The sequence below is a fragment of the Mesorhizobium sp. 01N446 genome (assembly GCF_056399285.1).
The window spans coordinates 31,461-54,661 of sequence record NZ_JBFTRA010000001.1 but is presented as its reverse complement, the minus strand read 5'-3'; the positions used below and the strand labels follow the sequence as shown (position 1 = coordinate 54,661).

Here is a 23,201-nt window from a genome sequence, read left to right as displayed (position 1 = left end):
CCGGCCGGATTGCTTGCTGGCACGGCCGCAGGTGTCGATTTTCAATCGGTCCTCTAGGCGCGCATGGCCGGAGCGTCAACGCGTGCAGCGCTTTTTCCTTGCGGCCTTCTACCGCCGTTCCTACCTTCGAAACCCGTTCAAGGAGTAAAGAATGCCGTTGCCGACCCCGCATGAAGCCCTGATCTACCTGATGGTCATCACCTCTGCCTCCGACCGCGACATGACCGACGTCGAACTGGCCAGGATCGGCGACGTTGTCCGCTCATGGCCGGTGTTCGAGGATTTCAAGCAGGATCGGCTGGTTCCAGTCGCCCAGGCCTGTCAAAAGCAGTTGCACGAGAAGGATGGCCTGGAGGGTGTGCTGGCCCAGGTGGCGGAAGCCCTGCCGGAGCGCCTGCGCGACACCGCCTATGCCGCGGCCTTCGAAGTTGCCGCCGTCGATCTCGAAATGCGGCTGGAGGAAGTGCGGGTGCTGCAGTTGATCCGCCGCCAGCTCGATCTCGACACGCTGACCGTCGCCGCCATCGGCCGCGCGGCCAAGGCGCGGCTGCGTACGCTGACCTGAGAAAATCTGCTTGGCCGGGGTTGTTGAGATTCAGGTCAGGCCGGCATCACCTGAATATCACCAGCCCCTAGAAAAAGCTGACCGGGACCGGATCAAAAAAAACTGACCGGGAAATAGCGCAGGTAGAATTCGGCGAAGGTTCCTTTCATCGAAATCTCCTGCAGCGCGTAATCGATCGCCGCGGCCAGCGTCGGGTTGTCCGCCCTTGTGGCGATGGCCATGCCGGTGCCCAGATATTCGGGCGCCAGATAGGGACCGCCGGCAAAACGGCAGCAGCCGGCCGCATCCGAGCCGCCCAGCCAGAAGGCGAAACGCATGCCGTCACCGAAGGCGGCGTCGATCTTGCCCGCCTTGAGATCGCCGTAGAGGGCTTCCGGTCCGTCGAAGGAGACGATCTGGACCGTGTTGAAATAGTCGCGCAGCATGCGCTCATGCGCCGAGCCGGCGATTACGCCGACGCGTTTGCTGCGCAGCTTGTCGAAGACCGGTTCGGCAAGCGCCTTGTTCTTCGGCGTGATGAAACGCGCCGGAAACTGCAGATACGAGCGCGAGAAGGCGTATGTCTGGCGCGATTGCGGCGTCGCGGCGATGCCGGCGATGATGGCTTCGCCTTCGCCTTTCTCGAGTGCCCCTTCGAGTTCGCCCCAAGGCAAGGCCTGGATCTGGCATTTGTCGGCAATGCCGAGTTCGGCACAGATGGCGCGCGCCAGGTCGATGTGGAAACCGGAAAGCTTTCCCGCGCCGTCGAGGAAGTTGAAGGGTGGAAAATCCGTGGTCGTCAGGAATCGCAGCCGTGGCAATGCCGAAAGGTCGGGCTTCGGCAACCGTTCCTTGGCGTCCCACAACACCGGAACCTGCGGTTCGGCCGCGCGCGCCCCGGGAGCCCATGGCAGCGCCGCGATCAACAGCGACGCCAGGACCGGGAACCTCCATTGGAACGCCACGATAGACTCCGCCGCACTCTTGTTCGCACCGGTTTTGGTACGAAAATGGTACAGGCACAATGGTTTTTGATTTCAACGCGCCAATTTCAGGTTATGCTTTAGCACGTTTGCAAACAGCGGTGGCCGCCTTGGTTGGGGACCGGGGTCGAGAACCACAACCGAGAATGTGCGCGTTGCAATCCGTGGTCGGTGGCCAAATGYAGACAACGCATGGACCATTGATCTCAATGCAAGAGGCAACATGGGGTTGATGTTGCGATGGGTCAATTCGATCGTACGCTGGAATACATAGACCAACTGCAGCACGCCGGAACGGCGGCGGCGGTCTGCGAGAAACTTTTGGGCATAACCTCGGATTTCGGCCTGACCGCACTGATGGCGGGAACCGTTCCGCAGCCAGGCACGCCGACCGGGCAGCAAAAGCAGCATGTGCTGCTTTGCGATTGGCCTGTCGAATGGCTGGAGCGCTACGTGGCGCGCAACTATGTCGACCACGATCCGGTGGTCAGCCACATGAAGCAGCTGCAGGCGCCGTTCCAGTGGCGCGAAGCCGCCCAGGGCATTAGCTTCGACAAGAGCAGCGACGAGGTGATGGGCGATGCCGGCGCCTTCAAGCTGCGCGACGGGCTGGCCTTCCCGCTGATCACGCTCGATGGCCAGATCGTCATGGTGTCGCTGGGTGGCGAGGCCGTGCAGCTGTCGGCGGCCGAGTTCGGCCTTGTGTCGCTGGTCTCGACCTATGCCGTGGGCCGCGCCATGCAAATCCACACCATGGCGACCAAGACCATTGACCATATCGAACTGACCCCGCGCGAGCGCGAATGCCTGCAATGGGCCGCCGTCGGCAAGTCGGAATGGGAGATTTCGCAAATTCTCGGCATCTCCGAACACACGTCGGAGAAACATCTTCTTAACGCCAAAAGCAAACTCGGTGCCGTCAACCGGGTCCAGGCGGTCGCCGAAGCGATAAGGCGCGGCTACATTAGCTAGGTCGGCCGTGCCGACCTAGAATTTCTTGCCTACGTGATCACGCAATTTTCTCGTTGAAGCACGGCCGTATCTTCCTCTTAAACCCAGGAGACGACGGCATGCTTTTTTGTCTTACTACTCAAGAATTGATGGAACGCCCCGACCTTTGGGAGGCCGTCCATCGTCTGCGCTACCAGATATTTGTCGAAGAGATGGGGTGGGAGGACCTGCGGCGCCCGGACGGATTCGAGGTCGATCAGTTCGACCATGACGAGGCGGTGCATCAGATCGTCATCAGAGGCAACGAAGTCGCCGGTTATCAACGGATGTTGCCGACCACGCGGCCCCATCTGCTGACCGAGGTCTTGTCCGACCTTTCCGAAGGAACGCCGCCATCGGGCCCCAACATCTGGGAATTGACCCGGTATGCGGTGGCTGCCGGTTTTCGCGATGGCCGTCGCGGCGTCTCGACCGTCGGCACCGAATTGATCGCCGGCTTCGTCGAGTGGGGGCTGAAGCGCGGCGTCGACAAGGTGATCATCGAGTTCGAGCCGATGTGGGTGTTGCGCGCCTTGCAGCTGCATTTCCTGGCGACGCCGCTGGGTTATCAGCGCACCTACGGCAATCAGCAGGTCGTGGCGACCCTGCTCTCCTTCAACGAGCATACGCTGGACGTGGTGCGTTCGCGCCGCAATCACCATGCTCCTGTCCTGGCCCGGGGATATCCCGACATGTTCGGCCAGAGGAGGGCGTCATGACGTTGGACACCGCCATGAACCCGCACCCGCAACCGGAACTGCGCAACCACACGCTGATCGTCACCGTGTCGTCGAATGACGGCCGGCCGGTGCTCGACAGAAGGGCCTATGAGAGCCTTGCCAGGACATTCCATGAAGCCGCCGACAATGACGAGGTGCGTGTCGTCGTGTTGCGTGGCCTGGCAGGCTGCTTCTGCCTTGGCGGCGACTTTTCCGAATTCCTCGACGCCACCAAGCATCAGAAGCTGATCGCCGCCGTCACCGACATGTTCCGCACGCTGGCGACGTTCCCCAAGCCAATCCTCGCCTGCGTCGACGGCGATGCCGTCGGCGTCGGTTGCACCATCCTGTTCCACTGCGACATGGTGATCGCCTCGAATGAAAGCACGTTCCGGGTGCCGTTCGTCGATTTCGGCCTTGTGCCGGACGCGGCGACCAGCATCCTGGCGCCACAGAAGCTCGGCTATGCCGGCGCCTTCCGCTTCTTTTGTCTCGGCGACACGCTCCACGCCGAGGACGCGAGGGCACTCGGCCTCGTCGCCGAGATCGTGCATGACGGCGTGGAAGAAGCGACACTCGGCCGCGCCAGGCAACTCGCCAAGAAGCCGGTCGCCGCCTTGCTGCAGACCCGCGGCCTGCTCAAGGGCAACACCGGCGCGCTGTGCGACCGCATCGACCAGGAGATATCGCTGTTTCAGCAGGCGTTGCAGGACGACACCACGCTACGTCGCCTGCAGCGGATCGCCCGGCTGGCAGCCTGAACGATCCGGAAGAATCTGCGCCGCGCTGCCCATTGGCCCCGCGGCGCAGTAAGCGTCAGTCTTGCTTGCCGAGGAATGACGGCCCTTCGCCGATGATCTTCTTGTCTTCCTTGCCGACGATATCGAGATCGCGCCCCTCGTAGGGCAGCGACAGCAGGATCCGCCGCATCACCGCCAGCCGGGCGCGGCGCTTGTCATTGGCCCGCACGATGATCCATGGCGCGAACTCCTTGTGGGTGCGCTCGAACATGCTGTCGCGCGCCTTGGTGTAGTCGTCCCATTTGGTGATACCGGCGATATCGATGGGCGAGAACTTCCAGCTCTTCAGCGGGCTGTAGCGGCGATCGTGAAAGCGCTCGAGTTGCGTTTCCCGGCCGATGTTCAGCCAGAATTTGAAGAAGTGGATGTCGTCGTTGACGATCATCCGTTCGAAATGCGGCGTCTCATCGAGAAACTTCTCATGCTGCTCCGGCGTGCAGAAGCCCATCACCGGCTCGACGCCGGCGCGGTTGTACCAGGAACGGTCGAAGGTGACGAATTCGCCTGCCGTGGGGAAATGGTCGACATAACGCTGGTAGTACCATTGTCCCAGTTCGGTCGGGGTTGGCTTGGTCAGCGCCACGTTGCGCGCCGTGCGCGGGTTGAGATACTGGCGCACCACGAAGATCGTGCCGCCCTTGCCGGCGGCGTCGCGGCCCTCGAACAGCGCCATCACCCGCTTGCCGGTCGCCTGCAGCCATGCCTGCGCCTTGACCAGTTCGATCTGCAATTTCTCGAGCGTCTCGTCATACTCGTCGCTCTTCATCTTCTTGTCGTATGGGTAGCCGCCCGCGGTCAGCTTGTTGGCCTCCACCCAGTCCGGAAGCTCGGGATTCTCGATGTCGAACTCCCGCTCCTTGCCGTCGATCTTGATCTTCAACGGACCTGACGTCGGTGTTGCGGGAGTTTCCTTGGCTTTTTTCATCGCGACGAACCCTTTTCAGCTTACGGACTCATGCTATTGGGAGCCTCCATGCCGGTCTAGCAGGAAGTTGCCATACGGCCGGACAGCGCCCGAGAGGGCTATAGGACGCGCGGATGGCTGAGCAAAGCGCAGAGCAGGCAAGTGTGGCGCAAGCCATGGCCATCCGGCTATGGCACAGCCGCTGGCTGCTTGCGGCCGGTGTCGTCGCGGTTCTGACAGCTTTTGCCTTTGCCAATATTTCCGCCTACGTGCTGGTGCCGGCGCTGCTCCTGTTGCTCTTCGCCGCGATGCTGCCGGCCGCGGGCCTGCGCCAGTACGGCGAGAATACCGCGGCGATCGAGGCGATCGGCCTGCAGCGCCTGTCGGGCGAATATCTGGCGGCGGCCGTCGCCGACCCGCTGATCATTTTCGACCGCTCCGCTACCATCGTCCATGCCAACGCCGCCGCCTTTGCGGCTTTCGGCGGCATCGCACCGGGCCTGTCGCTGCCGCTGAAATTCCGGGCGCCGGAAATGCAGTCCCTGCTCGACAGCGTGCTGTCGGGCACGATCGCCTCCGATGTCGTCGACTATACCGAGAAGCTGCCGGTCGAACGGGCCTACCGGGTCAGCGCGTCCTCGGTCGGGCACGGCACCGACCTCTATGTGCTGGTGTTCAAGGATCAGAGCGAAACGCGCAGGATCGACCGCATGCGCGCCGATTTCATCGCCAATGCCAGCCACGAATTGCGCACTCCGCTCGCCTCGATCGCCGGTTTCATCGAAACGCTGCGCGGACCGGCCCGCAACGATCCGGCGGCGCGCGACCAATTCCTGCAGATCATGCAGAACCAGACCGGCCGCATGGCGCGCCTGATCGATGACCTCCTGTCGTTGTCCCGGCTGGAGATGAAGCCCTATCTGAAGCCGGGAACCGAGGTCGACCTGCGCCAGACCGTCGACAGCGTCATCGATTCACTGGCCCCGCTTGCCCGTGAAAACAGCGTCGTCATCGAGCGCGACTTCGCCAAGGGACCTCTCAATGTGCCGGGCGATCGCGACGAGCTGTTCCAGGTGTTCGAGAACTTGCTGGAAAACGCCTGCAAATACGGCCAGTCCGGCGGCCGCGTCGTGGTGTCGATCACACATGCCGATGACGGTTCCGAACCCGGCATCGACGTCACCATCCGGGATTTCGGCCCCGGCATTCCCGAGGAGCACATTCCGCGCATCACCGAGCGCTTCTACCGCATCGACGTCGAAACCAGCCGGACCCAGAAAGGCACCGGCCTTGGCCTGTCGATCGTCAAGCACATCCTGACGCGCCACAATGCCAGGCTGACGATCAAATCCGAGGTCGGCAAGGGCGCTGCCTTCGCGGTTCATTTGCCGACGCACTGATACTGCCCTAGTTTTCCCTGGAACCGTTTCTTTTTTCTGTCATCCGGCTAGCGTATCAGCGGGGATTCGAGGAAACGACTCAAGATCAAGAACCGTGGGAAGGCATTTCATCCATGCAGTCCGTGCACATAATGAGCGCCTATGACGAGGAGCTGAAATACCTGTCGAAGCGTATCGCGGCGATGGGCGGCCATGCCGAGCGCATGGTCGAGCAGGCGGTCGCCGCTCTCGTCAATGCCGATCCGGGGCTGGCCCAGAAGGTCATCAACGACGACGCCGTGCTGGATGACGGCCAGCGCGAGATCGACGACAAGGCGATCATCATCATCGCCAAGCGCCAGCCGATGGCGACGGACCTGCGCGAGATCGTCGGCGCCATCCGCATTTCGGCCGACCTCGAACGGGTCGGCGACCTCGGCAAGAACGTCGCCAAGCGGGTGGTCGCCGTCACCGACGGCCGCCAGCCGACCAGCCTGTTCCGCGGCCTGGAGGCCCTGGCCAATTTGGCGCTGACCCAGCTCAAGGAAGTGCTCGACGTCTACGCCTCGCGCTCGGTCGACAAGATCGGCTTCGTGCGCGACCGTGACGACCAGATCGATGCGATGTACACGTCGCTGTTTCGCGAATTGCTGACCTACATGATGGAAGATCCGCGCAACATCACGCCCTGCACGCATCTGCTGTTCTGCGCCAAGAACATCGAACGCATCGGCGATCATGCCACCAACATCGCCGAGACCATCTACTACATCGTCACCGGCGACCAGATGCCGGCCGAGCGGCCGAAAGGCGACAAGACGGACAAGATCAGCCTTTCGGCGCCGCTTCCGGCGAAATGAACGTTCGTCCACTCGAACGCTAGATCATATTGCGCTAAACTATCCCGGCGTTAAGCTTCTCAGGCCTTGATAAGGTCCTGCGTCCAGGAGGCTGCGATGGAATATGTCCGAGAGTTCAAGCCCGCGGCGCCGACATCAGGCATCATCGCCTCCAGCGTGTACACGGCCGGGCGGCGTATCGCCGACATTCCGATCGAGGAAGCCGGCGAATGGGCCAAGAAATCGGGACACGTCGTCTGGATCGGGCTGCTCGAACCCGATCGCGAGCTCCTGTTGCGCGTCCAGGCGCAGTTCCATCTGCATGAGCTGGCGATCGAGGATGCCGAGCATCCACACCAGCGGCCGAAGATCGAGCAATATGGCGATGCGCTGTTCATCGTCGCCCGCACCGCGCAATTGATCGAAGGACGGGTGACTTTCGGCGAGACGCATCTGTTCGTCGGTTCGGGCTATATCGTCAGCGTCAGGCACGGCCCGTCGACGTCCTACGCCGCTGTGCGCCAGCACTGGGAAAGCTGCCCGCATTCGCTGGCCAAGGGCGAGGATTTCGTCCTTTATGCCATTCTCGATTTCATCGTCGACAACTACATGCCCGTGCTCGAGCAGATCGAGGACGAGGTCGAGGCGATCGAGGACAGGGTTCTTCTGAAGCCGATGACCGGTCCAGACATCGAGCGGCTCTACATGCTGCGCCGCGATCTGCTGCGCCTGCGCAACGCGGCACTTCCGCTGGTGGAAGTCTGCCGCCGGTTGACCAGCGCCGACCTGCCGCAGATCCATTCAGCCATGCATCCGCTGTTCCGCGACGTGACCGACCACATCCGCACCGTCCAGGAAAAGATCGACAGTCTGCGCGAGGTGCTGGCCTTTGCCTTCGAGGCCAGCCTTCTGGTCGGTCAGAGCCAGGAAACGGCGATCTCGAAGAAACTCGCCTCCTGGGCCGCCATCCTGGCCGTGCCGACCGCATTCGCCGGCATCTACGGCATGAACTTCACCGACATGCCGGAACTGAAGATGGAATATGGCTACCCGATTGTGCTCGCCACCATCGCGGGGATCTGCGCGTTTCTCTACTGGCGGTTCCGCAAGAATGGGTGGCTGTGAGGGTAGGCAGTAGGCAGTAGGGCAGTAGGGCAGTAGGGCAGTAGGGCAGTAGGGCAGTAGGGCAGTAGGTTGAGATAAGGCGCTCATCAGCGCGGCTCAAAACATATTGCCCTACTGCCTTACTGCCCTATTCCCTTCAGCGATTGCGTCTCCGCTCCGCCGCCGGCTGGAAGGCCACACGCGCGTGATACTTGCAATAAGGCCCCGTTTCGGCAGCCTCGTTGCCGCAGAAGTTGAAGTCTTCCGACAGCGGATCGCCGTTCGGCCATTTGCAGGTCCGCTCGGTCAGTTCGACGAGCTGCAGGTGCCGTGAGATCGGTACCACGACGTTCTCGACCGGGCGGATATAGTGCCGCACCACCGGCTCGGCGTCGAATTGCGTCTGAAGGGCGGTCGCGCCGATCGATGTCGTGACGTGGCGGGCCGTGCTTGCGGCGCGCGCCACCGACTTCTGGACGGTCGAGCCCTGTGTGGCCTTCTTCTGGCGTGCCGGCGTTGCCGTTGCACGGCCGCGGCCCGACAGCTTCAGCCGATGCACCTTGCCGATGACGGCATTTCGGCTCACCCCTCCAAGCTGGGCAGCAATCTGGCTTGCGCTCAGACCCTCCGACCACAGTTTCCTGAGAAGTTCGACCCGCTCGTCAGTCCAGTTCATGAGACCGCGCTCCTGCTAACCGTGCGCAATCGGAATCCCTTCCCGACCCAGCAACCTTGCTGGGGCAGACACCACATATATCTGGTGATTAGGTCCGCCGCACGAAATCTAGTTATTTCTCGACTACAATTACCTTATGCGCTGACTCGGTGACAAGAGTCCCAAGTGCAACACGAATCGGTTTTTTCGGTTTTCCCCAACTTGCCCGGTCGCTCATGAGCCGGCGTCGAGTTAGGGGGCTTGTCGCGTGCCACTACGCGACGTTTTCGTTGACTTCATGGCCGAAAAACACGATAAGCCGCACAAGGCCGCCGCTTTGGCGGCTTTTTTGATTTTCCGGTACCGGAGACGCATATAATGAGCGGTTCGGCGCTTTACGAGACCTTTGCTCGCGCTCCCCTGGCTTTCGACCATGGGGAAGGAACCTGGCTGGTCACCGACAAAGGCGAGCGATATCTCGATTTTGCCGGCGGCATCGCGGTCAATTCGCTCGGCCACAGCCATCCGCACCTGGTCGCGGCTCTCACCGAGCAGGCGGGAAAACTCTGGCACGTCTCCAATCTCTACGAGATTCCGGGACAGAGCCGGCTGGGCGAGCGCCTGGCCGACGCCACCTTTGCCGACAAGGTGTTCTTCACCAATTCCGGCGCCGAGGCGCTGGAATGCGCGATCAAGACGGCGCGGCGCTACCACTTCGTCAAAGGGCATCCCGAGCGCTTCCGCGTCATCACCTTCGAAGGCGCCTTCCATGGCCGCACGCTGGCGACCATCGCGGCCGGCGGCCAGTACAAATACCTCGAAGGCTTCGGCCCGAAGGTCGAAGGCTTCGACCAGGTCGGCTTCGACGACATCGATGCCGCCGAGAAGGCGATCACGCCGGAGACCGCCGCGATCCTGATCGAACCGGTGCAGGGCGAGGGCGGCATCCGCCCGGTTCCGACGCAGTCGCTGAAGCGGCTGCGGCAGCTTTGCGACCAGCACGGCCTGCTGTTGATCTATGACGAGGTCCAGTGCGGCATCGGCCGCACCGGCAAGCTGTTCGCGCATGAATGGTCAGGCGTGACGCCCGACATCATGGCGATCGCCAAGGGTATTGGCGGCGGCTTCCCGATGGGCGCCTGCCTGGCCACCGACGAGGCCGTGGTCGGTATGACGTCGGGCGTGCACGGCACCACCTTCGGCGGCAATCCGCTGGCCATGGCTGTCGGCAACGCCGTGCTCGATGTGGTGCTGGAGGACGGCTTCCTCGAGGATGTCCAGCGCAAGGCATTGCTGATGAAGCAGGGCCTGGCGGCGATCGCCGACGAATTCCCCGATGTCATTGAAGACATCAGGGGAACCGGGCTGATGCTTGGGCTCAAATGCGCCATGCCCAACACCAAGGTGAACATGGCGCTGCGCGACCAGCATTTGCTGGCGGTTCCGGCTGGTGACAACGTCATTCGCCTGCTACCGCCGCTCACGGTCACCGACGCCGAGATCCACGAAGCGCTCAACCGCATCCGCGCCGGTGCCAAAGGCCTGGCGGATGCCATCGCCGTGGCCGCCGCGAAGTAATTCCGGAAAATTGCCGATGTCAGTTCGCCATTTCACCGATCTGTCCACCGTTTCCGAGGGCGACCTGCGCTTCATGCTGGACGACGCGGTGGTGCGAAAGGCGCGCCTCAAGGCCGGCGAGCGCACCAGGCCGCTCGAAGGCAAGGTTCTGGCGATGATCTTCGACAAGCCGTCGACGCGCACGCGCGTCTCCTTCGACGTCGGCATGCGCCAGCTTGGCGGCGAGACCATCATGCTGACCGGCACCGAAATGCAGCTCGGCCGCTCCGAAACCATTGCCGACACCGCCAAGGTGCTGTCGCGCTATGTCGATGCGATCATGATCCGCACCACTTCGCATGAGCGGCTGCTGGAGCTGACCGAGAATGCCACGGTTCCGGTGATCAACGGGCTGACCGACGACACCCATCCCTGCCAGCTGATGGCCGACATCATGACCTTCGAGGAGCATCGCGGTCCGGTGGCCGGCAAGACCATCGCCTGGACCGGCGACGGCAACAATGTGCTGCATTCGCTGCTCGAAGCCTCGGCGCGGTTCCGCTTCAACCTCAACGTCGCCGTGCCCGAAGGCAGCGAGCCGGCGCAGAAGCACATCGACTGGTCCAAGGCGCATGGCGGCAAGCTGCTCTTCACCCGCTCGCCCGAGGAAGCCGTCGACCAGGCCGACTGCGTCGTCACCGACTGCTGGGTGTCGATGGGCCAGGAGCATCGCGCCCGCGGCCACAACGTCTTCTCGCCCTATCAGGTCAATGCCAAGCTGATGGCGCATGCCAAACCGGACGCGCTGTTCATGCATTGCCTGCCGGCGCATCGCGGCGAGGAAGTGACCGACGAGGTTATCGACGGACCCCATTCGGTGGTCTTCGACGAGGCCGAGAACCGGCTCCACGCCCAGAAGGCGGTGCTTGCCTGGTGTCTTGGGGCTTGAGGTGGCTTGGGCTTTGAAAGGTCTGGGCGCTTGATCTGCGGGGGCGCGATGCCTATCTGCGCCGCATCACGCAAATCAAGCGCGTTTGGACGCATGCACCCCAGGGGGCGGCATGGCCGCGCCCTGGAGCTTTGTCATGTTGGAAACGCATCAAGTGACTGAACATCACCCCAAACTCGGCGAGTTCGGCTATGCCGGCGACGACCATGTCGTGCCGTTCGAGGTCGGCCCGCTCGACGTGCGCGGCCGGACCGTCCAGCTCGGGCCGATGCTCGACGCCATCCTCAGCCGCCACGACTATCCCGAGCCGGTCGCCCGCCTGCTGGCGGAAGCCTGTGTGCTGACGGTGCTGCTCGGCACCTCGCTCAAATTCGAGGGCAAGTTCATCCTGCAGACCCGCACCGACGGGCCGGTCGACATGCTGGTGGCGGATTTTTCGACGCCGTCGGCGCTGCGCGCCTATGCGCGCTTCGATGCCGATCGGCTCGAGGCCTTGATCGCTGCAGGCGAAACGTCCCAGCAGACGCTGCTCGGCAGCGGCGTGCTGGCGCTGACCATCGACCAGGGCGCCCATACACAGCGCTATCAAGGCATCGTCCAGCTCGATGGCGAAACGCTGGAAGATGCGGCGCGCACCTATTTCCGCCAGTCGGAGCAGATCCCGACGGATATCAGGCTGTCCGTGGCCAAGCTGTTGACGCCAGGCCCTGGCGGCGCGCGCGAACAATGGCGCGCCGGCGGCATCCTGGCGCAGTTCCTGCCGCAGTCGCCCGAGCGCATGCGCATTCCGGACCTGCCGGGCGGCGACGGCGATCCGCGCGAGGAGATCCATGATCCGGCGGACAATTCCTGGCAGGAATTGCTGGCGCTGCTCGGCACGATCGAGCCGACCGAACTGATCGACCCGACGATCGGCGCCGAACGGCTGCTCTATCGCCTGTTCCACGAGCATGGCGTGCGCGTCTTCGGCGGCGTTCCCGTCGCCGACCAGTGCTCATGCTCGCGCGACAAGATCCGCGGTATCCTCGAGGGCTTCTCCGCGCAGGAGATCAAGGACTCGACCGAGGACGGCGGCATCCATGTCGCCTGCGAATTCTGCTCGAAGCAGTACGACTTCGACCCGGCGGAATTCGCGGCGCAGTGAAGCTCCTTGCCTTCTCCCCGTTTACGGGGAGAAGGTGCCCGAAGGGCGGATGAGGGGCGGCGCTGACTTTGGCGAATAGCCGTGCGCAGACCCCGTCCTCGACAATCTCATCAGCCCGGCCCTCATTGTCCTGCCGGGCGTTCGTCATTCGAAAAGCCAAGCAGTTGGCTTTTCGTCCGCTGCGCGGACCATTCCTCAACTCCCCGTATAGTGACGGAGAGAAAGACGCTAATTTACCGTCCGCCTGGTTCCCGGCAGATCCAGCGAGAACGCCGGGATGGCGATGTCGAAGGTCTCGCCGCGCTTGTTGCGCATCGTGTAGTGACCCACCATGATGCCTGACGGCGTCGAGAGCGGGCAGCCGGACGTGTACTGATAGCTGTCGCCGGGATTGAGTTCGGGCTGGTCGCCGACGACGCCCGGGCCGCGCACTTCCTCGACCCGGCCGGCGCCGTCTGTGATGTGCCAATAGCGCGACAGAAGCTGCACGAATTCGTCCGACTGGTTGTCGATCGTCATCTGATAGCCCCAGACATAGCGGTTCTCCGAAGGATCCGAGCGATCCTCGAGGTAGAACGGCCTGACCTGCACTTCGATGTTGCGCGTAACGGCGCGGTACATAGGCGGCTCCAAAACAGTCCCATACCTTTCGGCGCTCCCGGCGAGCAGGTCAACGTGCGCGTCTTGTCGCGCCTGGCCTTGAAACGCAGGTGCCGGCAAAGAATGTCATTTAAGTGACACATGACAATGGTGGTGTGCACGAACCGGGCGACTCGCCGCTCTGTCGAACTGTTGAAAACGGCCACATGCAGGCTGTCTCTTCTGGAGTGACCGGATCTCGATGGAACTCACTCTCATAGCCGCCTCGCTTTCGACTGCTCTTATCCTTTCAAACGCCGCGAGCATTCTGCTCGCCGCGTCACAGCTGAAACGGCGCACCGCGATCGCGCGGCCAGCCGGCAAATCGCCGCCCGTGTCGGTCGTCATACCCTGGCGCGGCGTCGAGCCGTTCACGCAGGAGACGCTGGAGCGCGCCTTTTCGCTCGACTGGCCACGCTATGAGTTGATCTTCTGCGTTGCCCATGGAGACGACCCGGTGGTCAGGTTGATCCGCGCCGCCATTGACCGCTTCCCAAAAGTGCCGGCCCGGCTGTTGATCGGCGAAGACCGGTTCAGTGCCAATCCCAAGCTCAACAATTGCGTCAAGGGCTGGGAAGCCGCGCGGCACAACTGGGTCGTCCTGGCCGATTCCAACGTGCTGATGCCGAGAGACTATATCCAGCATTTGATGGCGGCTTGGCGGACGGATACCGGCCTTGTCTGCTCGACGCCGATCGGTTCGCGGCCGGAGGGCTTCTGGGCCGAGGTCGAATGCGCCTTCCTCAACACGCTGCAGGCCCGCTGGCAGTATGCCGGCGAGGCGCTCGGCCTTGGCTTTGCCCAGGGCAAGAGCATGCTATTGAACAAGCCGGTGCTGGATGCCAATGGCGGCATCCGCGCGCTGGCCGCCGAAGCCGCCGAGGACGCCGCCGCGACCAAGCTGGTGAGCGCGATTGGCCTGCGCGTCAATCTTGTCGCGGCACCCTTCGAGCAGCCGCTTGGCAGGCGCACGCTTGGCACGGTCTGGTCGCGCCAGGCCCGCTGGGCGCGTCTGCGCCGCGTCACCTTCCCGCTGTTCTTCACGCCGGAAATCCTGACCGGCGCGGTGGTGCCGCTGGCATTTGCGCTGCTTGCGGCAGCCAGCGCCGGCGTCAGCCTGCCGCTGACGGCCATCGCCGTGCTGGCGGCCTTCTACCTTCCGGAATGCGCCCTGGCCTGGTCCAAGGGCTGGCACCTGTCGCCGCGCACGGTCGCGGCGATGATCGCGCGGGACTTGATGTTGCCAGCCATGTGGGCACGCGGCTGGCTCGGCGGCGCGGTCGACTGGCGCGGCAATGCAATGACCATCGGCACCAAGGCTACGGAGCTGGAAGAGGCTTCGTCGCGCGCCTGAAAGCCAAAGACATCTACTATTTTGCCGCTTTCAGCGCCTGCGCGATGTCTTCCAGCAGGTCGTCGGCGTCCTCCAGGCCGACCGACAGCCTGAGCGTGCCCGGTCCGATGCCGAGTTCGGCGCGCGCCTCTTCGCTCAAATTCTTGTGCGTCGTCGTCGCCGGATGGGTGATCAGGCTCTTGGCGTCGCCGAGATTGTTGGAGATCAGCACGATGTCGAGCGCGTTCTGCAAGGCGAAGGCCGCCTGTTTGCCGCCCTTGACGTCGAGGCAGATCAGCGTCGAGCCGCCCGACATCTGCTTCCTGACGATCTCGGCCTGCGGGTGGTCGGCGCGGCCGGGATAGATGACGCGGGCGATCTGCGGCTGCTCGGCCAGGAAATCGGCGATCTTGCCGGCGCTTTCCGTCTGCTGGCGCACGCGCAGTGGCAGCGTCTCCAGGCCCTTCAGCAGCGTCCAGGCGTTGAAGGGCGACAGGCTGGGGCCGGTGTGGCGGAAATAGTCGTGCAAATTCTCGTCGATCCACTTCTTGTCCGACAGGATCACGCCGCCGAGACAGCGGCCCTGGCCGTCGATGTGCTTGGTCGCCGAATAGACGACGATATGGGCGCCGAGCTGCAACGGCTTCTGCTGCAAGGGCGTGGCGAAGACATTGTCGACGACGAGCCGCGCGCCGATCGAGTTGGCGAGCGACGCGACGGCGGCGATGTCGACCACTTCCAGCGTCGGATTGGTCGGGCTCTCCAGGAAGAACAGCTTGGTGTTGGGCCTGACCGCCTTTTCCCAGTTGGCGATGTCGGTGCCGTCGACCAGCGTCGCCTCGATGCCGTAGCGCGGCGCCAGCGTCTCGACCACCCAGCGGCAGGAGCCGAACAGGGCGCGCGCCGCCACGATGTGGTCACCGGCCTTGACGCTGCACAGAAGCGCCGCCGTCACCGCCGCCATGCCCGACGCCGTGGCGCGTGCGTCCTCGGCGCCTTCCAGCGCGCACATGCGCTTTTCGAACATGTCGACGGTCGGATTGGCGTAGCGCGAATAGATGAAACCGGGTTCCTCGCCCTTGAAACGGGCTTCCGCCGCCTGCGCCGTTTCGTAGACATAGCCCTGGGTCAGGTACATCGCCTCCGAGGTCTCGCCGAAGCCGGAACGCAGGGTTCCGCTATGAACGAGGGCTGTCTGAGGCTTCCAGTTGCGCTTGTTGCTGCTCATCGCTTTTGTTTCCAGACACAAAAAAACCGGTCACGAAAGTCGCAACCGGTCCATACGGCCTCACGGCCAACGGTCCTTTAGCGACTTGTTTAACGTGGCTGCAAGCCGACCGGCCAAATCACCACGGGATAACGATCCTTTAGACCCGTACCACGCTTGCGTCAATTGCCGGCTTCATTAAGAGGTTTGTACCAAGCAGGTTTCGCAAAGGTGTCCCACGGTTTTGCGACAAGACCTGCGCCAAGAAATGGTCGCCCAGGAGCGAAGCTTTGCGGCAGACAGGCATTCTTCCCGATCAGGACATCGCGGCGCTGTTCCAGTCCGGTGCGCTGAAGTCGCGACGTGCTCTTGATCCCGACCAGATCCAGCCGGCCAGCCTTGATCTCAGGCTCGGCGACAAGGCCTGGCGGGTGCGCGCGTCCTTCCTGCCGGGTCCCAACCATAACGTTTCGGAAAAGCTCGACAGGCTGAAGCTGCACGAGATCAATCTGGCCGAAGGCGCGGTGCTGGAGACTGGCTGCGTCTACATCGTGCCGCTGCTCGAAAGCCTTGCCTTGCCGGCAGAGATTTCCGCTTCGGCCAACCCGAAGAGCTCGACCGGGCGGCTCGACATCTTCACCCGTGTCATGACCGACCGCGGCCACGAGTTCGACAAGATCGCCGCCGGCTACAACGGTCCGCTCTATCTCGAGGTCAGCCCGCGCACTTTCCCGATCGTCGTGCGCACCGGCTCGCGCCTGTCGCAGATCCGCTTCCGCACCGGCAACGCGCTGCTCTCGGAAGCTGAACTGCATGAATTGCACCGCGCGCAGACGCTGGTTGCCACCGACCCGCCGAATATTTCAGGCGGCGGCATCGCGTTGTCGATCGATCTCAAGGGCGATGGTGACGGGCTGGTCGGCTATCGCGGCAAGCACCACACCGGTCTTGTCGATGTCGACAAGCGCGCCGCGCAGGATGTCGTCGATTTCTGGGAACCGATCCACAAGAGCGGCGCCGGCGAGCTGGTGCTTGACCCCGACGAATTCTACATCCTCGTCAGCCAGGAAGCGGTGCACGTGCCACCACTCTACGCCGCCGAGATGACGCCTTTCGATCCGCTGGTCGGTGAATTCCGCGTCCACTATGCCGGCTTCTTCGATCCGGGTTTCGGCCATTCGGCGGCTGGTGGCACCGGCAGCCGGGCGGTGCTTGAGGTGCGCAGCCACGAAGTGCCGTTCATCCTCGACCATGGCCAGATCGTCGGCCGGCTGGTGTACGAGCACATGCTGAAACGGCCGCAGTCGCTCTACGGCACGGATCTCGGCTCCAACTACCAGGCACAGGGCCTGAAGCTCTCCAAGCACTTCCGCGCCGCACGCTGAGCGCCGATTGCCGCCGGGCAAGATACTTGCCTGCGCCGGAAGAGGCGATCACCGACCTGACCAACGGCCGGCTTGATGCCGTGATTTCGGACAAGTTCGTGCTGGTGGACTGGCTGAAGAAGTCGAGCGACGGCTGCTGCAAGCTGGTCGGCGACGTCAAGGGCACCGAAACGCAAGCCGGCATTGCCGTGCGCCTCGACGACACCGCCCCTGCGCGACTAGCTAAACGCAGCCATCGATGCGCTCGTCGCCGACGGCACCTACTAGAAGATCCAGGCCAAGTATTTCGACTTCGATATTTATTGAGAAGCTGCCAATATCTCCCCCCTCGTGGGGAGATGCCCGGCAGGGCAGAGGGAGGCGCGAAGGATCGCGACCTCTCCTAAGAGCGTCAGGAATAGCGGAAGGCACAGTTGCTTCCATTGCTACGCTGGCGGGACAACGCCCCCCTCTGGCCTGCCGGCCATCTCCCCAAGAAGCGGGGAGATCACGCTCTCAAAGCGCCTTCACCGCCACCTTCACCGGCTTTTCGATCTCGAGCGGGTTGCGCAGCGGCAGTCCGAAATCGCCGGCCTCGATTTCGAACACATCGCCGGCCTCGGTCTTGACGCCGTCGGCGAAGGACAGCGTCGCGGTGCCGAACATATGCACATGCACGTCACCGGGCTGGCGGAACGCCGAATATTTGAAGTGATGGTGTTCGAGATTGGCGATGGTGTGCGACATGTTCGCTTCGCCCGACAGGAACGGCTTTTCCCACAGCGTCTTGCCGTCGCGCACGATGCGCGAGGTGCCGCGGATGTCGGAAGGCAGGTCGCCGATCAGGATCTCGGGCCCGAACGAGGCGTTGCGCAGCTTGGAATGGGCGAGGAAGAGATAGTTCACCCGCTCGGTCACATGGTCCGAAAACTCGTTCGACAGCGTGAAGCCGACGCGGAAGGCGGCGCCGTCGTCGCCGATGACATAGATGCCGGCGATTTCGGGTTCCTCGCCGGCGTCCTTGGCGAAGGCCGGTGACATGAGCGCGGCACCCGGCGCCACGGCCATCGTGCCGTTGCCCTTGTAGAACCATTCCGGCTGCACGCCGACCTGGCCCTTGGCGGGCTTGCCGCCCTCCAGACCCATGCGGAACATCTTCATGGAATCGGTGAGCTGCTCCTCGCCATCGGCGCTGAGCTTCTTGTGCATGGAATCGCGCGTTGCGGCCGAGCCGAGATGCGTCAGGCCGGTGCCGGTGAGATGCAGGTGCGCCGGATCGGGGTGATTGATCGGCGACAACAGCCGCCCCTTCTTGTAGGCGGCATCGAGATCGACCGTCTCGCCGAGCCCCTTGCGCTCGATCAGGGTGGCGAGGCCGACGCCGGTGCGGGCCGCCTCCATCGCCAGCGAATAGACGCTGCGGGCGCCGTTGATGATCCGGGTCTTGCCGCCATTGCGGGCAACGACGCGGATGGTCTCGGCGTCATCGAGAATCTGCGAGATCAGCATGATCAATCCTCTCTCATGTGCCTTGGCATGGCTGCCGCCGCGGCAAACCTTCCCAAGCGCGGCTGGGACGTCGCCCATGCCACGGGTGAAATTCTCCGTTCGGATTGCGCTCGCGGGGCTTGGTTCCTTGAGGGAACTTCTTCGTGCCTGCTGGTTGCCGGCAGCGCCGCGATGTGACCCGTATGCCTTCCTCGTTGCCTCGCCGGAGCGGTTCGGCCCGCTCCCGGTATTTTGTTTCAGGCCTTGTTCTTGTTGTAGACGTCGAAGATCACGGCGCCGAGCAGCACGAGGCCTTTGACCACCTGCTGCCAGTCGACGTTGACGCCCATGATCGACATGCCGTTGTTCATCACGCCCATGATGAAGCCGCCGACCACGGCGCCGATGACCTGGCCGACGCCGCCCATTGCCGAGGCGCCGCCGATGAAGACGGCGGCGATGACGTCGAGCTCCGAGCCCAGACCCGCCGCCGGCACGGCCTGGCCGAGACGCGCCGCGATGATCAGGCCGCCCAGCGCCGACAGCACACCCATATTGATGAACACCAGCAGCGTCAGCCGCTCGGTGTTGATGCCCGACAGCTGCGCCGCCTTGGGATTGCCGCCCATGGCATAGATGCGACGGCCGATCGTCATGCGCTTGGTGACGAAGACGAACAGCGAGATCAGCACGCCCATGACGAGCAGCACCACCGGCAGGCCCCGGTAGCTGGCGAATTCATAGACAAGGAACAGCGCCAGCGCGCTGGCGACCAGCGTCTTGACGACGAACAGGGGGAACGGCTCGGCCTCATAGCCATGGCGTTCGCGCTTGCGTCGCGTCCTCACCCCGAAATAGGCATAGGCAACCACCGCGATGAGGCCGAGCACGATCGTCGTCATGTGCAGCGTCAGGCCGCTGCCGATGATGGTCTTGCCGGCGGCATTCACCGTCGGCGGGATCAGCGTCAGCGGGCCGATCAAGTCCGGGATGAAGCCGGAGCTCAGTGCCTTGAAGTCGTCGGGAAGTGGGCCCACCGAGGACCCGCCGCCCAGCAGCGCCTGGCAGATGCCGCGGAAGATCAGCATGCCCGCAAGCGTCACGATGAAGCTCGGTATCCGGTGATAGGCGATCCAATAGCCTTGCGCCGCGCCGATCAGGCCGCCCACGATGAGGCAGACGATCGAAACCACCAGCGGATTGCTGAGCGGTCCGAGTTGCCAGATGACCATCATGTTGGCCGCCAGCGCGCCGATGAAACCGGCGACCGACCCGACGCTGAGGTCGATATAGCCGGAAACGATGACCAGCAGCATGCCGAGCGCCATCACGATGATGAACGAATTCTGCTGCACAAGATTGCTGAGGTTGACCGGCTTGAACAGCGTTCCAGACGTGGTGAACTGGAAGAACAGCATGATGACGATCAGCGCGATGATCAGGCCGTATTCGCGCAGGTTCGTCGTCAGCGCCGAGACGGCAATGCGTGGACGCTGTTCTTCGGCGACATTGCCCTGCGGGGCGGGGGCGCTTTCGGTGCTCATGCTGCTTTTCCTTCTCCCCGAACGATGGCACGCATTATTTTTTCCTGGCTTGCGTCCGCCGCGGGCATTTCGCCGACGATGCGGCCTTCGTTCATGACGTAGATGCGGTCGGTGATGCCGAGCAATTCCGGCATTTCCGACGAGATGACCACGATTGCCTTACCCTCCGAGGCCAGACGCGCGATGATCGTGTAGATTTCGTACTTCGCGCCGACATCGATGCCGCGCGTCGGCTCGTCGAGGATCAGAACCTCCGGGTCGGCGAACAGCCATTTCGACAACACCACCTTCTGCTGGTTGCCGCCGGAAAGATTGCCCGTCATCTGATAGACGCTCGAAGCACGGATATTGGTCTTCTTGCGATAATCATTGGCAACGGCGAGTTCCCGCAAATCGTCGATCACGCTGTGACGCGACACGCCACCGAGATTGGCAAGCGTTATGTTGTGCTTGATATGGTCGATCAGGTTGAGACCGTAAGTCTTGCGGTCCTCGGTCACGTAGGCGATGCCATGTTCTACCGCCTTGCTCACGGACGAGACATCGATCGGCTTGCCCTTGAGCTGAACCTCGCCGGTGATGCGACGGCCATAGGAGCGGCCGAACAGGCTCATGGCGAATTCGGTGCGGCCGGCGCCCATCAGCCCGGCAATGCCGACCACCTCGCCCTTGCGCACGTTGATGTCTATGCCTTTGATCACCTGCCGCTCGGCATGGATCGGGTGATAGACCGACCAGTTCTTCACTTCGAATACGACATCGCCAATGTTGGGCTCGCGCGGCGGATAGCGGTCGTCTAGCGAGCGGCCGACCATCGAGGTGATGATCCGGTCCTCCGAAATGTCCTGCCTGGCCAGCGTGTCGATGGTGCGCCCGTCACGGATGACCGTGACCTTGTCGGCGACCCGGTTCACCTCGTTGAGCTTGTGCGAGATCAGGATCGAGGTCATGCCCTGGCGCTTGAATTCGAGCAGAAGGTCGAGCAGAGCCTGGCTGTCCTTCTCGCTGAGCGACGCGGTCGGCTCGTCGAGGATCAGCAGCTTGACTTCCTTGCTCAGCGCCTTGGCGATCTCGACCAGCTGCTGCTTGCCGACGCCGATATTGGTGATCAGCGTCTTGGGGTCCTCCTTGAGGCCCACCTTCTTCAACAGCGCGCTGGTGCGCGCCTCGTTGGCGTCCCAGTCGATCACACCGAATTTGGCGTGTTCGTTGCCGAGGAAGATGTTTTCGGCAATCGACAGCATCGGCACCAGGGCAAGCTCCTGATGGATGATGACGATGCCCTTGTGTTCGCTGTCATGGATGCCTTTGAACTGGCATTCCTGGCCTTGAAAAATGATCTGGCCGTCGTAGGTGCCTGCGGGATAGACGCCCGACAGCACTTTCATCAGCGTCGACTTGCCGGCGCCGTTCTCGCCGACCACGGCGTGGATCTCGCCTTCCTGGACGCTGAGATTGACGTTCGACAACGCCTTCACGCCGGGGAACGTCTTGGTGATGTCGCGCATCTCCAAAATCGTCGATGTCATCAGGGCAAGCTCCTAGACTTTCTTGTTTTTACGCAATTCCCAGGGGCGCTACGCTTTGGAAAACCGCTACGCAATTTTCCTGGAATTGCTCTAGGCCGGCAGAAACAATACCGGGGTCGCTTGTGAACGAAAAGGGGCCCTGCGTCACGCAGGACCCCCAACTTTATAACAGAGATTACTTCAGGTCTTCGGCCTTGATGTAGCCGGAGTCGACGACCAGCTTCTGGTAGTTCGACTTGTCGACTTCATGCGGCGTCAGCAGGATCGAGGGAACGACCTTGACGTCGTTGTTGTAGGTCTTTTCGTCGAGGCCATCCGGCTTGCCGCCCGACAGCACCTTGTCGACCAGGCCGACTGTGGCCTTGGCCAGGTCGCGCGTGTCCTTGAACACGGTCGAGTACTGTTCGCCCGTGATGATCAGCTTGACCGAGGCGGTCTCGGCGTCCTGACCGGTCACGATCGGCCAGGGCTGAGCGGCCGTGCCGTAGCCCACGGCGCGCAGCGAGGCGGTGATGCCGCGCGACAGGCCGTCATAGGGCGACAGAACGCCATCGACGCGGCTGCCGTCCGAGTAGTTGGCCGACAGCAGATTGTCCATGCGCGCCTGGGCGGTGGCGGCGAGCCAGCGCAGCGTGCCGACCTTGTCCATGCCCATCTGGCCGGACTTGATCTTGATCGAGCCGTCGTCGATCAGCGGCTGCAGGACGGAAATCGCGCCGTTGTAGAAGAAGAAGGCGTTGTTGTCGTCGGGCGAGCCGCCGAACAGTTCGACGTTCCACGGCTTGGTGTTCGGGAAGCGTTCCTTGAGGCCCTTGACCAGCGAATTCGCCTGGATCACGCCGACGCCGAAATTGTCGAAGGTGGTGTAGTAGTCGACATTCTTGGTCTTCTTGATCAGGCGGTCATAGGCGACGACGACGACGCCCGCGTCAGCGGCCTTCTGCAGCGCATCCGAGAGCGTGGTGCCGTCGATCGAGGCGATGATCAGCGCCTTCGGGCCTTTGGTGATTTCGTTTTCCAGCTGGCTGAGCTGGTTGGGGATGTCGTCCTGCGCATACTGCAGGTCGACGGTGTAGCCGAGAGCCTCGAGCTGGGACTTGACGGCGTCGCCGTCATTGATCCAGCGCTGCGAAGTCTTGGTCGGCATCAGCACGCCGACGAGACCCTTGTCGGCCGCGTGCGCCGAATAGGTCATGGCAGCGATGCCAAGCGCCGCGACTGCGGCCAGTGTCTTGATGATTTTCACGTAACTCTCCCTGGTTGATGGACGCAGACCCCGGGGGTCGCGGGCCGCGCAATCGTGCAGAAGCGCCAAGGCACTGCTGCCGTCATATCGATCTCCGGTATCCTCCCATGGCCCCGAGCCGCTGATTTCAATCGATACGATTTTATCGTCGGCGACCGTTGCGTCTCGGAACGGGCTGACGTTGCCGCCCTTTTGCCATAACTGTCAAATGCGATCTTTGATGGTTGCTATACCGCAGGTGGTATATGTTATGACGCGTGGCGGGTGGCTGGCAGACGCCAGCG

Annotated in this window: 22 protein-coding genes and 1 riboswitch; of the genes, 13 read left to right on the top strand and 9 right to left on the bottom strand. The window is 62.8% G+C overall.

All coding sequences use genetic code 11. From position 1 onward, the window contains the following. Nucleotides 1-151: 151 nt before the first annotated feature. Nucleotides 152-565: a tellurite resistance TerB family protein gene (locus AC1DPX_RS00260; RefSeq protein WP_202356282.1), complete on the top strand. Its 414-nt coding sequence runs from the start codon at nt 152-154 to the stop codon at nt 563-565. 92 nt (nt 566-657) lie between these two features. On the opposite strand, the gene AC1DPX_RS00255 is transcribed toward AC1DPX_RS00260, so the two are convergent. Further along, nucleotides 658-1,470 (bottom strand): transporter substrate-binding domain-containing protein, encoded by an 813-nt coding sequence (locus AC1DPX_RS00255; RefSeq protein ID WP_446721227.1) that lies wholly within the window; start codon nt 1,468-1,470, stop codon nt 658-660. Between the two features lie 297 nt (nt 1,471-1,767). Here AC1DPX_RS00255 and AC1DPX_RS00250 point away from each other — a divergent pair, with 297 nt between their 5' ends. The 3 genes from AC1DPX_RS00250 (at nt 1,768) to AC1DPX_RS00240 (ending at nt 3,997) form a co-directional block, all read left to right on the top strand. Next, nucleotides 1,768-2,499, top strand: coding sequence for a helix-turn-helix transcriptional regulator (locus AC1DPX_RS00250; protein WP_095771882.1), 732 nt, complete (start codon nt 1,768-1,770; stop codon nt 2,497-2,499). A gap of 98 nt (nt 2,500-2,597) precedes the next feature. Then, on the top strand, nt 2,598-3,236 hold the full coding sequence (locus AC1DPX_RS00245) for an acyl-homoserine-lactone synthase (RefSeq protein WP_202356280.1): 639 nt from the start codon (nt 2,598-2,600) through the stop codon (nt 3,234-3,236). Further along, a complete protein-coding gene (locus AC1DPX_RS00240) occupies nt 3,233-3,997 on the top strand; it encodes an enoyl-CoA hydratase-related protein (protein ID WP_244730619.1) in 765 nt (254 codons plus the stop codon). Before AC1DPX_RS00245 ends, AC1DPX_RS00240 begins: the two co-directional genes overlap by 4 nt. A gap of 55 nt (nt 3,998-4,052) precedes the next feature. Here the strand turns inward: AC1DPX_RS00240 and ppk2 are convergent, their stop codons facing one another. Continuing rightward, nucleotides 4,053-4,961 carry a polyphosphate kinase 2 gene (ppk2, locus tag AC1DPX_RS00235; protein ID WP_477233802.1) on the bottom strand — a complete coding sequence of 303 codons (909 nt, stop codon included), beginning with the start codon at nt 4,959-4,961 and terminating at the stop codon, nt 4,053-4,055. 113 nt (nt 4,962-5,074) lie between these two features. Here ppk2 and AC1DPX_RS00230 point away from each other — a divergent pair, with 113 nt between their 5' ends. From AC1DPX_RS00230 to AC1DPX_RS00220, 3 genes are all read left to right on the top strand, one after another. Beyond that, a complete protein-coding gene (locus AC1DPX_RS00230) occupies nt 5,075-6,340 on the top strand; it encodes an ATP-binding protein (RefSeq protein WP_477233800.1) in 1,266 nt (421 codons plus the stop codon). A 113-nt stretch (nt 6,341-6,453) separates the two neighbouring features. After that, nucleotides 6,454-7,179: a phosphate signaling complex protein PhoU gene (gene phoU, locus AC1DPX_RS00225; protein ID WP_202356277.1), complete on the top strand. Its 726-nt coding sequence runs from the start codon at nt 6,454-6,456 to the stop codon at nt 7,177-7,179. Nucleotides 7,180-7,275: 96 nt separating this feature from the next. Next, on the top strand, nt 7,276-8,283 hold the full coding sequence (locus AC1DPX_RS00220) for a magnesium and cobalt transport protein CorA (protein ID WP_477233798.1): 1,008 nt from the start codon (nt 7,276-7,278) through the stop codon (nt 8,281-8,283). Nucleotides 8,284-8,419: 136 nt separating this feature from the next. On the opposite strand, the gene AC1DPX_RS00215 is transcribed toward AC1DPX_RS00220, so the two are convergent. After that, nucleotides 8,420-8,938 carry a GcrA family cell cycle regulator gene (locus AC1DPX_RS00215; protein WP_202356275.1) on the bottom strand — a complete coding sequence of 173 codons (519 nt, stop codon included), beginning with the start codon at nt 8,936-8,938 and terminating at the stop codon, nt 8,420-8,422. Between the two features lie 357 nt (nt 8,939-9,295). Between AC1DPX_RS00215 and AC1DPX_RS00210 the strand changes: the two genes are divergently transcribed. The 3 genes from AC1DPX_RS00210 (at nt 9,296) to AC1DPX_RS00200 (ending at nt 12,567) form a co-directional block, all read left to right on the top strand. After that, nucleotides 9,296-10,495: an aspartate aminotransferase family protein gene (locus AC1DPX_RS00210; protein WP_202356274.1), complete on the top strand. Its 1,200-nt coding sequence runs from the start codon at nt 9,296-9,298 to the stop codon at nt 10,493-10,495. 16 nt (nt 10,496-10,511) lie between these two features. Next, nucleotides 10,512-11,423: an ornithine carbamoyltransferase gene (argF, locus tag AC1DPX_RS00205; protein ID WP_202356273.1), complete on the top strand. Its 912-nt coding sequence runs from the start codon at nt 10,512-10,514 to the stop codon at nt 11,421-11,423. Nucleotides 11,424-11,535: 112 nt separating this feature from the next. After that, a complete protein-coding gene (locus AC1DPX_RS00200) occupies nt 11,536-12,567 on the top strand; it encodes an Hsp33 family molecular chaperone (protein ID WP_202356272.1) in 1,032 nt (343 codons plus the stop codon). Between the two features lie 228 nt (nt 12,568-12,795). Here AC1DPX_RS00200 and apaG read toward each other — a convergent pair whose 3' ends face one another. Then, a complete protein-coding gene (gene apaG, locus AC1DPX_RS00195; protein WP_477233796.1) occupies nt 12,796-13,188 on the bottom strand; it encodes a Co2+/Mg2+ efflux protein ApaG in 393 nt (130 codons plus the stop codon). 220 nt (nt 13,189-13,408) lie between these two features. On the opposite strand from apaG, the gene AC1DPX_RS00190 reads away from it, so the two are divergent. After that, the gene (locus tag AC1DPX_RS00190) at nt 13,409-14,560 is read left to right on the top strand and encodes a ceramide glucosyltransferase (protein ID WP_477233794.1); all 1,152 of its coding nucleotides are present in this window, start codon (nt 13,409-13,411) and stop codon (nt 14,558-14,560) included. 16 nt (nt 14,561-14,576) lie between these two features. Here the strand turns inward: AC1DPX_RS00190 and AC1DPX_RS00185 are convergent, their stop codons facing one another. Further along, nucleotides 14,577-15,767 (bottom strand): O-succinylhomoserine sulfhydrylase, encoded by a 1,191-nt coding sequence (locus AC1DPX_RS00185; protein ID WP_477233792.1) that lies wholly within the window; start codon nt 15,765-15,767, stop codon nt 14,577-14,579. Nucleotides 15,768-15,824: 57 nt separating this feature from the next. Further along, a riboswitch (SAM riboswitch) is annotated at nt 15,825-15,902 on the bottom strand. 134 nt (nt 15,903-16,036) lie between these two features. Between AC1DPX_RS00185 and AC1DPX_RS00180 the strand changes: the two genes are divergently transcribed. Further along, nucleotides 16,037-17,131 carry a 2'-deoxycytidine 5'-triphosphate deaminase gene (locus AC1DPX_RS00180; RefSeq protein WP_477233790.1) on the top strand — a complete coding sequence of 365 codons (1,095 nt, stop codon included), beginning with the start codon at nt 16,037-16,039 and terminating at the stop codon, nt 17,129-17,131. A 26-nt stretch (nt 17,132-17,157) separates the two neighbouring features. Continuing rightward, a complete protein-coding gene (locus tag AC1DPX_RS00175; protein ID WP_477233788.1) occupies nt 17,158-17,517 on the top strand; it encodes a hypothetical protein in 360 nt (119 codons plus the stop codon). 109 nt (nt 17,518-17,626) lie between these two features. Here AC1DPX_RS00175 and araD1 read toward each other — a convergent pair whose 3' ends face one another. From araD1 to chvE, 4 genes are all read right to left on the bottom strand, one after another. Then, complete coding sequence (gene araD1 / locus AC1DPX_RS00170; RefSeq protein WP_202356268.1) at nt 17,627-18,619, bottom strand: AraD1 family protein; 993 nt, start codon at nt 18,617-18,619, stop codon at nt 17,627-17,629. Nucleotides 18,620-18,855: 236 nt separating this feature from the next. Next, nucleotides 18,856-20,142 carry a multiple monosaccharide ABC transporter permease gene (gene mmsB, locus AC1DPX_RS00165; RefSeq protein WP_202356267.1) on the bottom strand — a complete coding sequence of 429 codons (1,287 nt, stop codon included), beginning with the start codon at nt 20,140-20,142 and terminating at the stop codon, nt 18,856-18,858. Then, entirely contained in the window at nt 20,139-21,671 is a 1,533-nt protein-coding gene (gene mmsA, locus AC1DPX_RS00160; protein ID WP_477233786.1) for a multiple monosaccharide ABC transporter ATP-binding protein, read from the bottom strand. Before mmsA ends, mmsB begins: the two co-directional genes overlap by 4 nt. Before the next feature lie 175 nt (nt 21,672-21,846). Continuing rightward, nucleotides 21,847-22,917, bottom strand: a complete 1,071-nt coding sequence (chvE, locus tag AC1DPX_RS00155; protein WP_202356265.1) for a multiple monosaccharide ABC transporter substrate-binding protein — start codon at nt 22,915-22,917, stop codon at nt 21,847-21,849. Nucleotides 22,918-23,201: the final 284 nt, after the last annotated feature.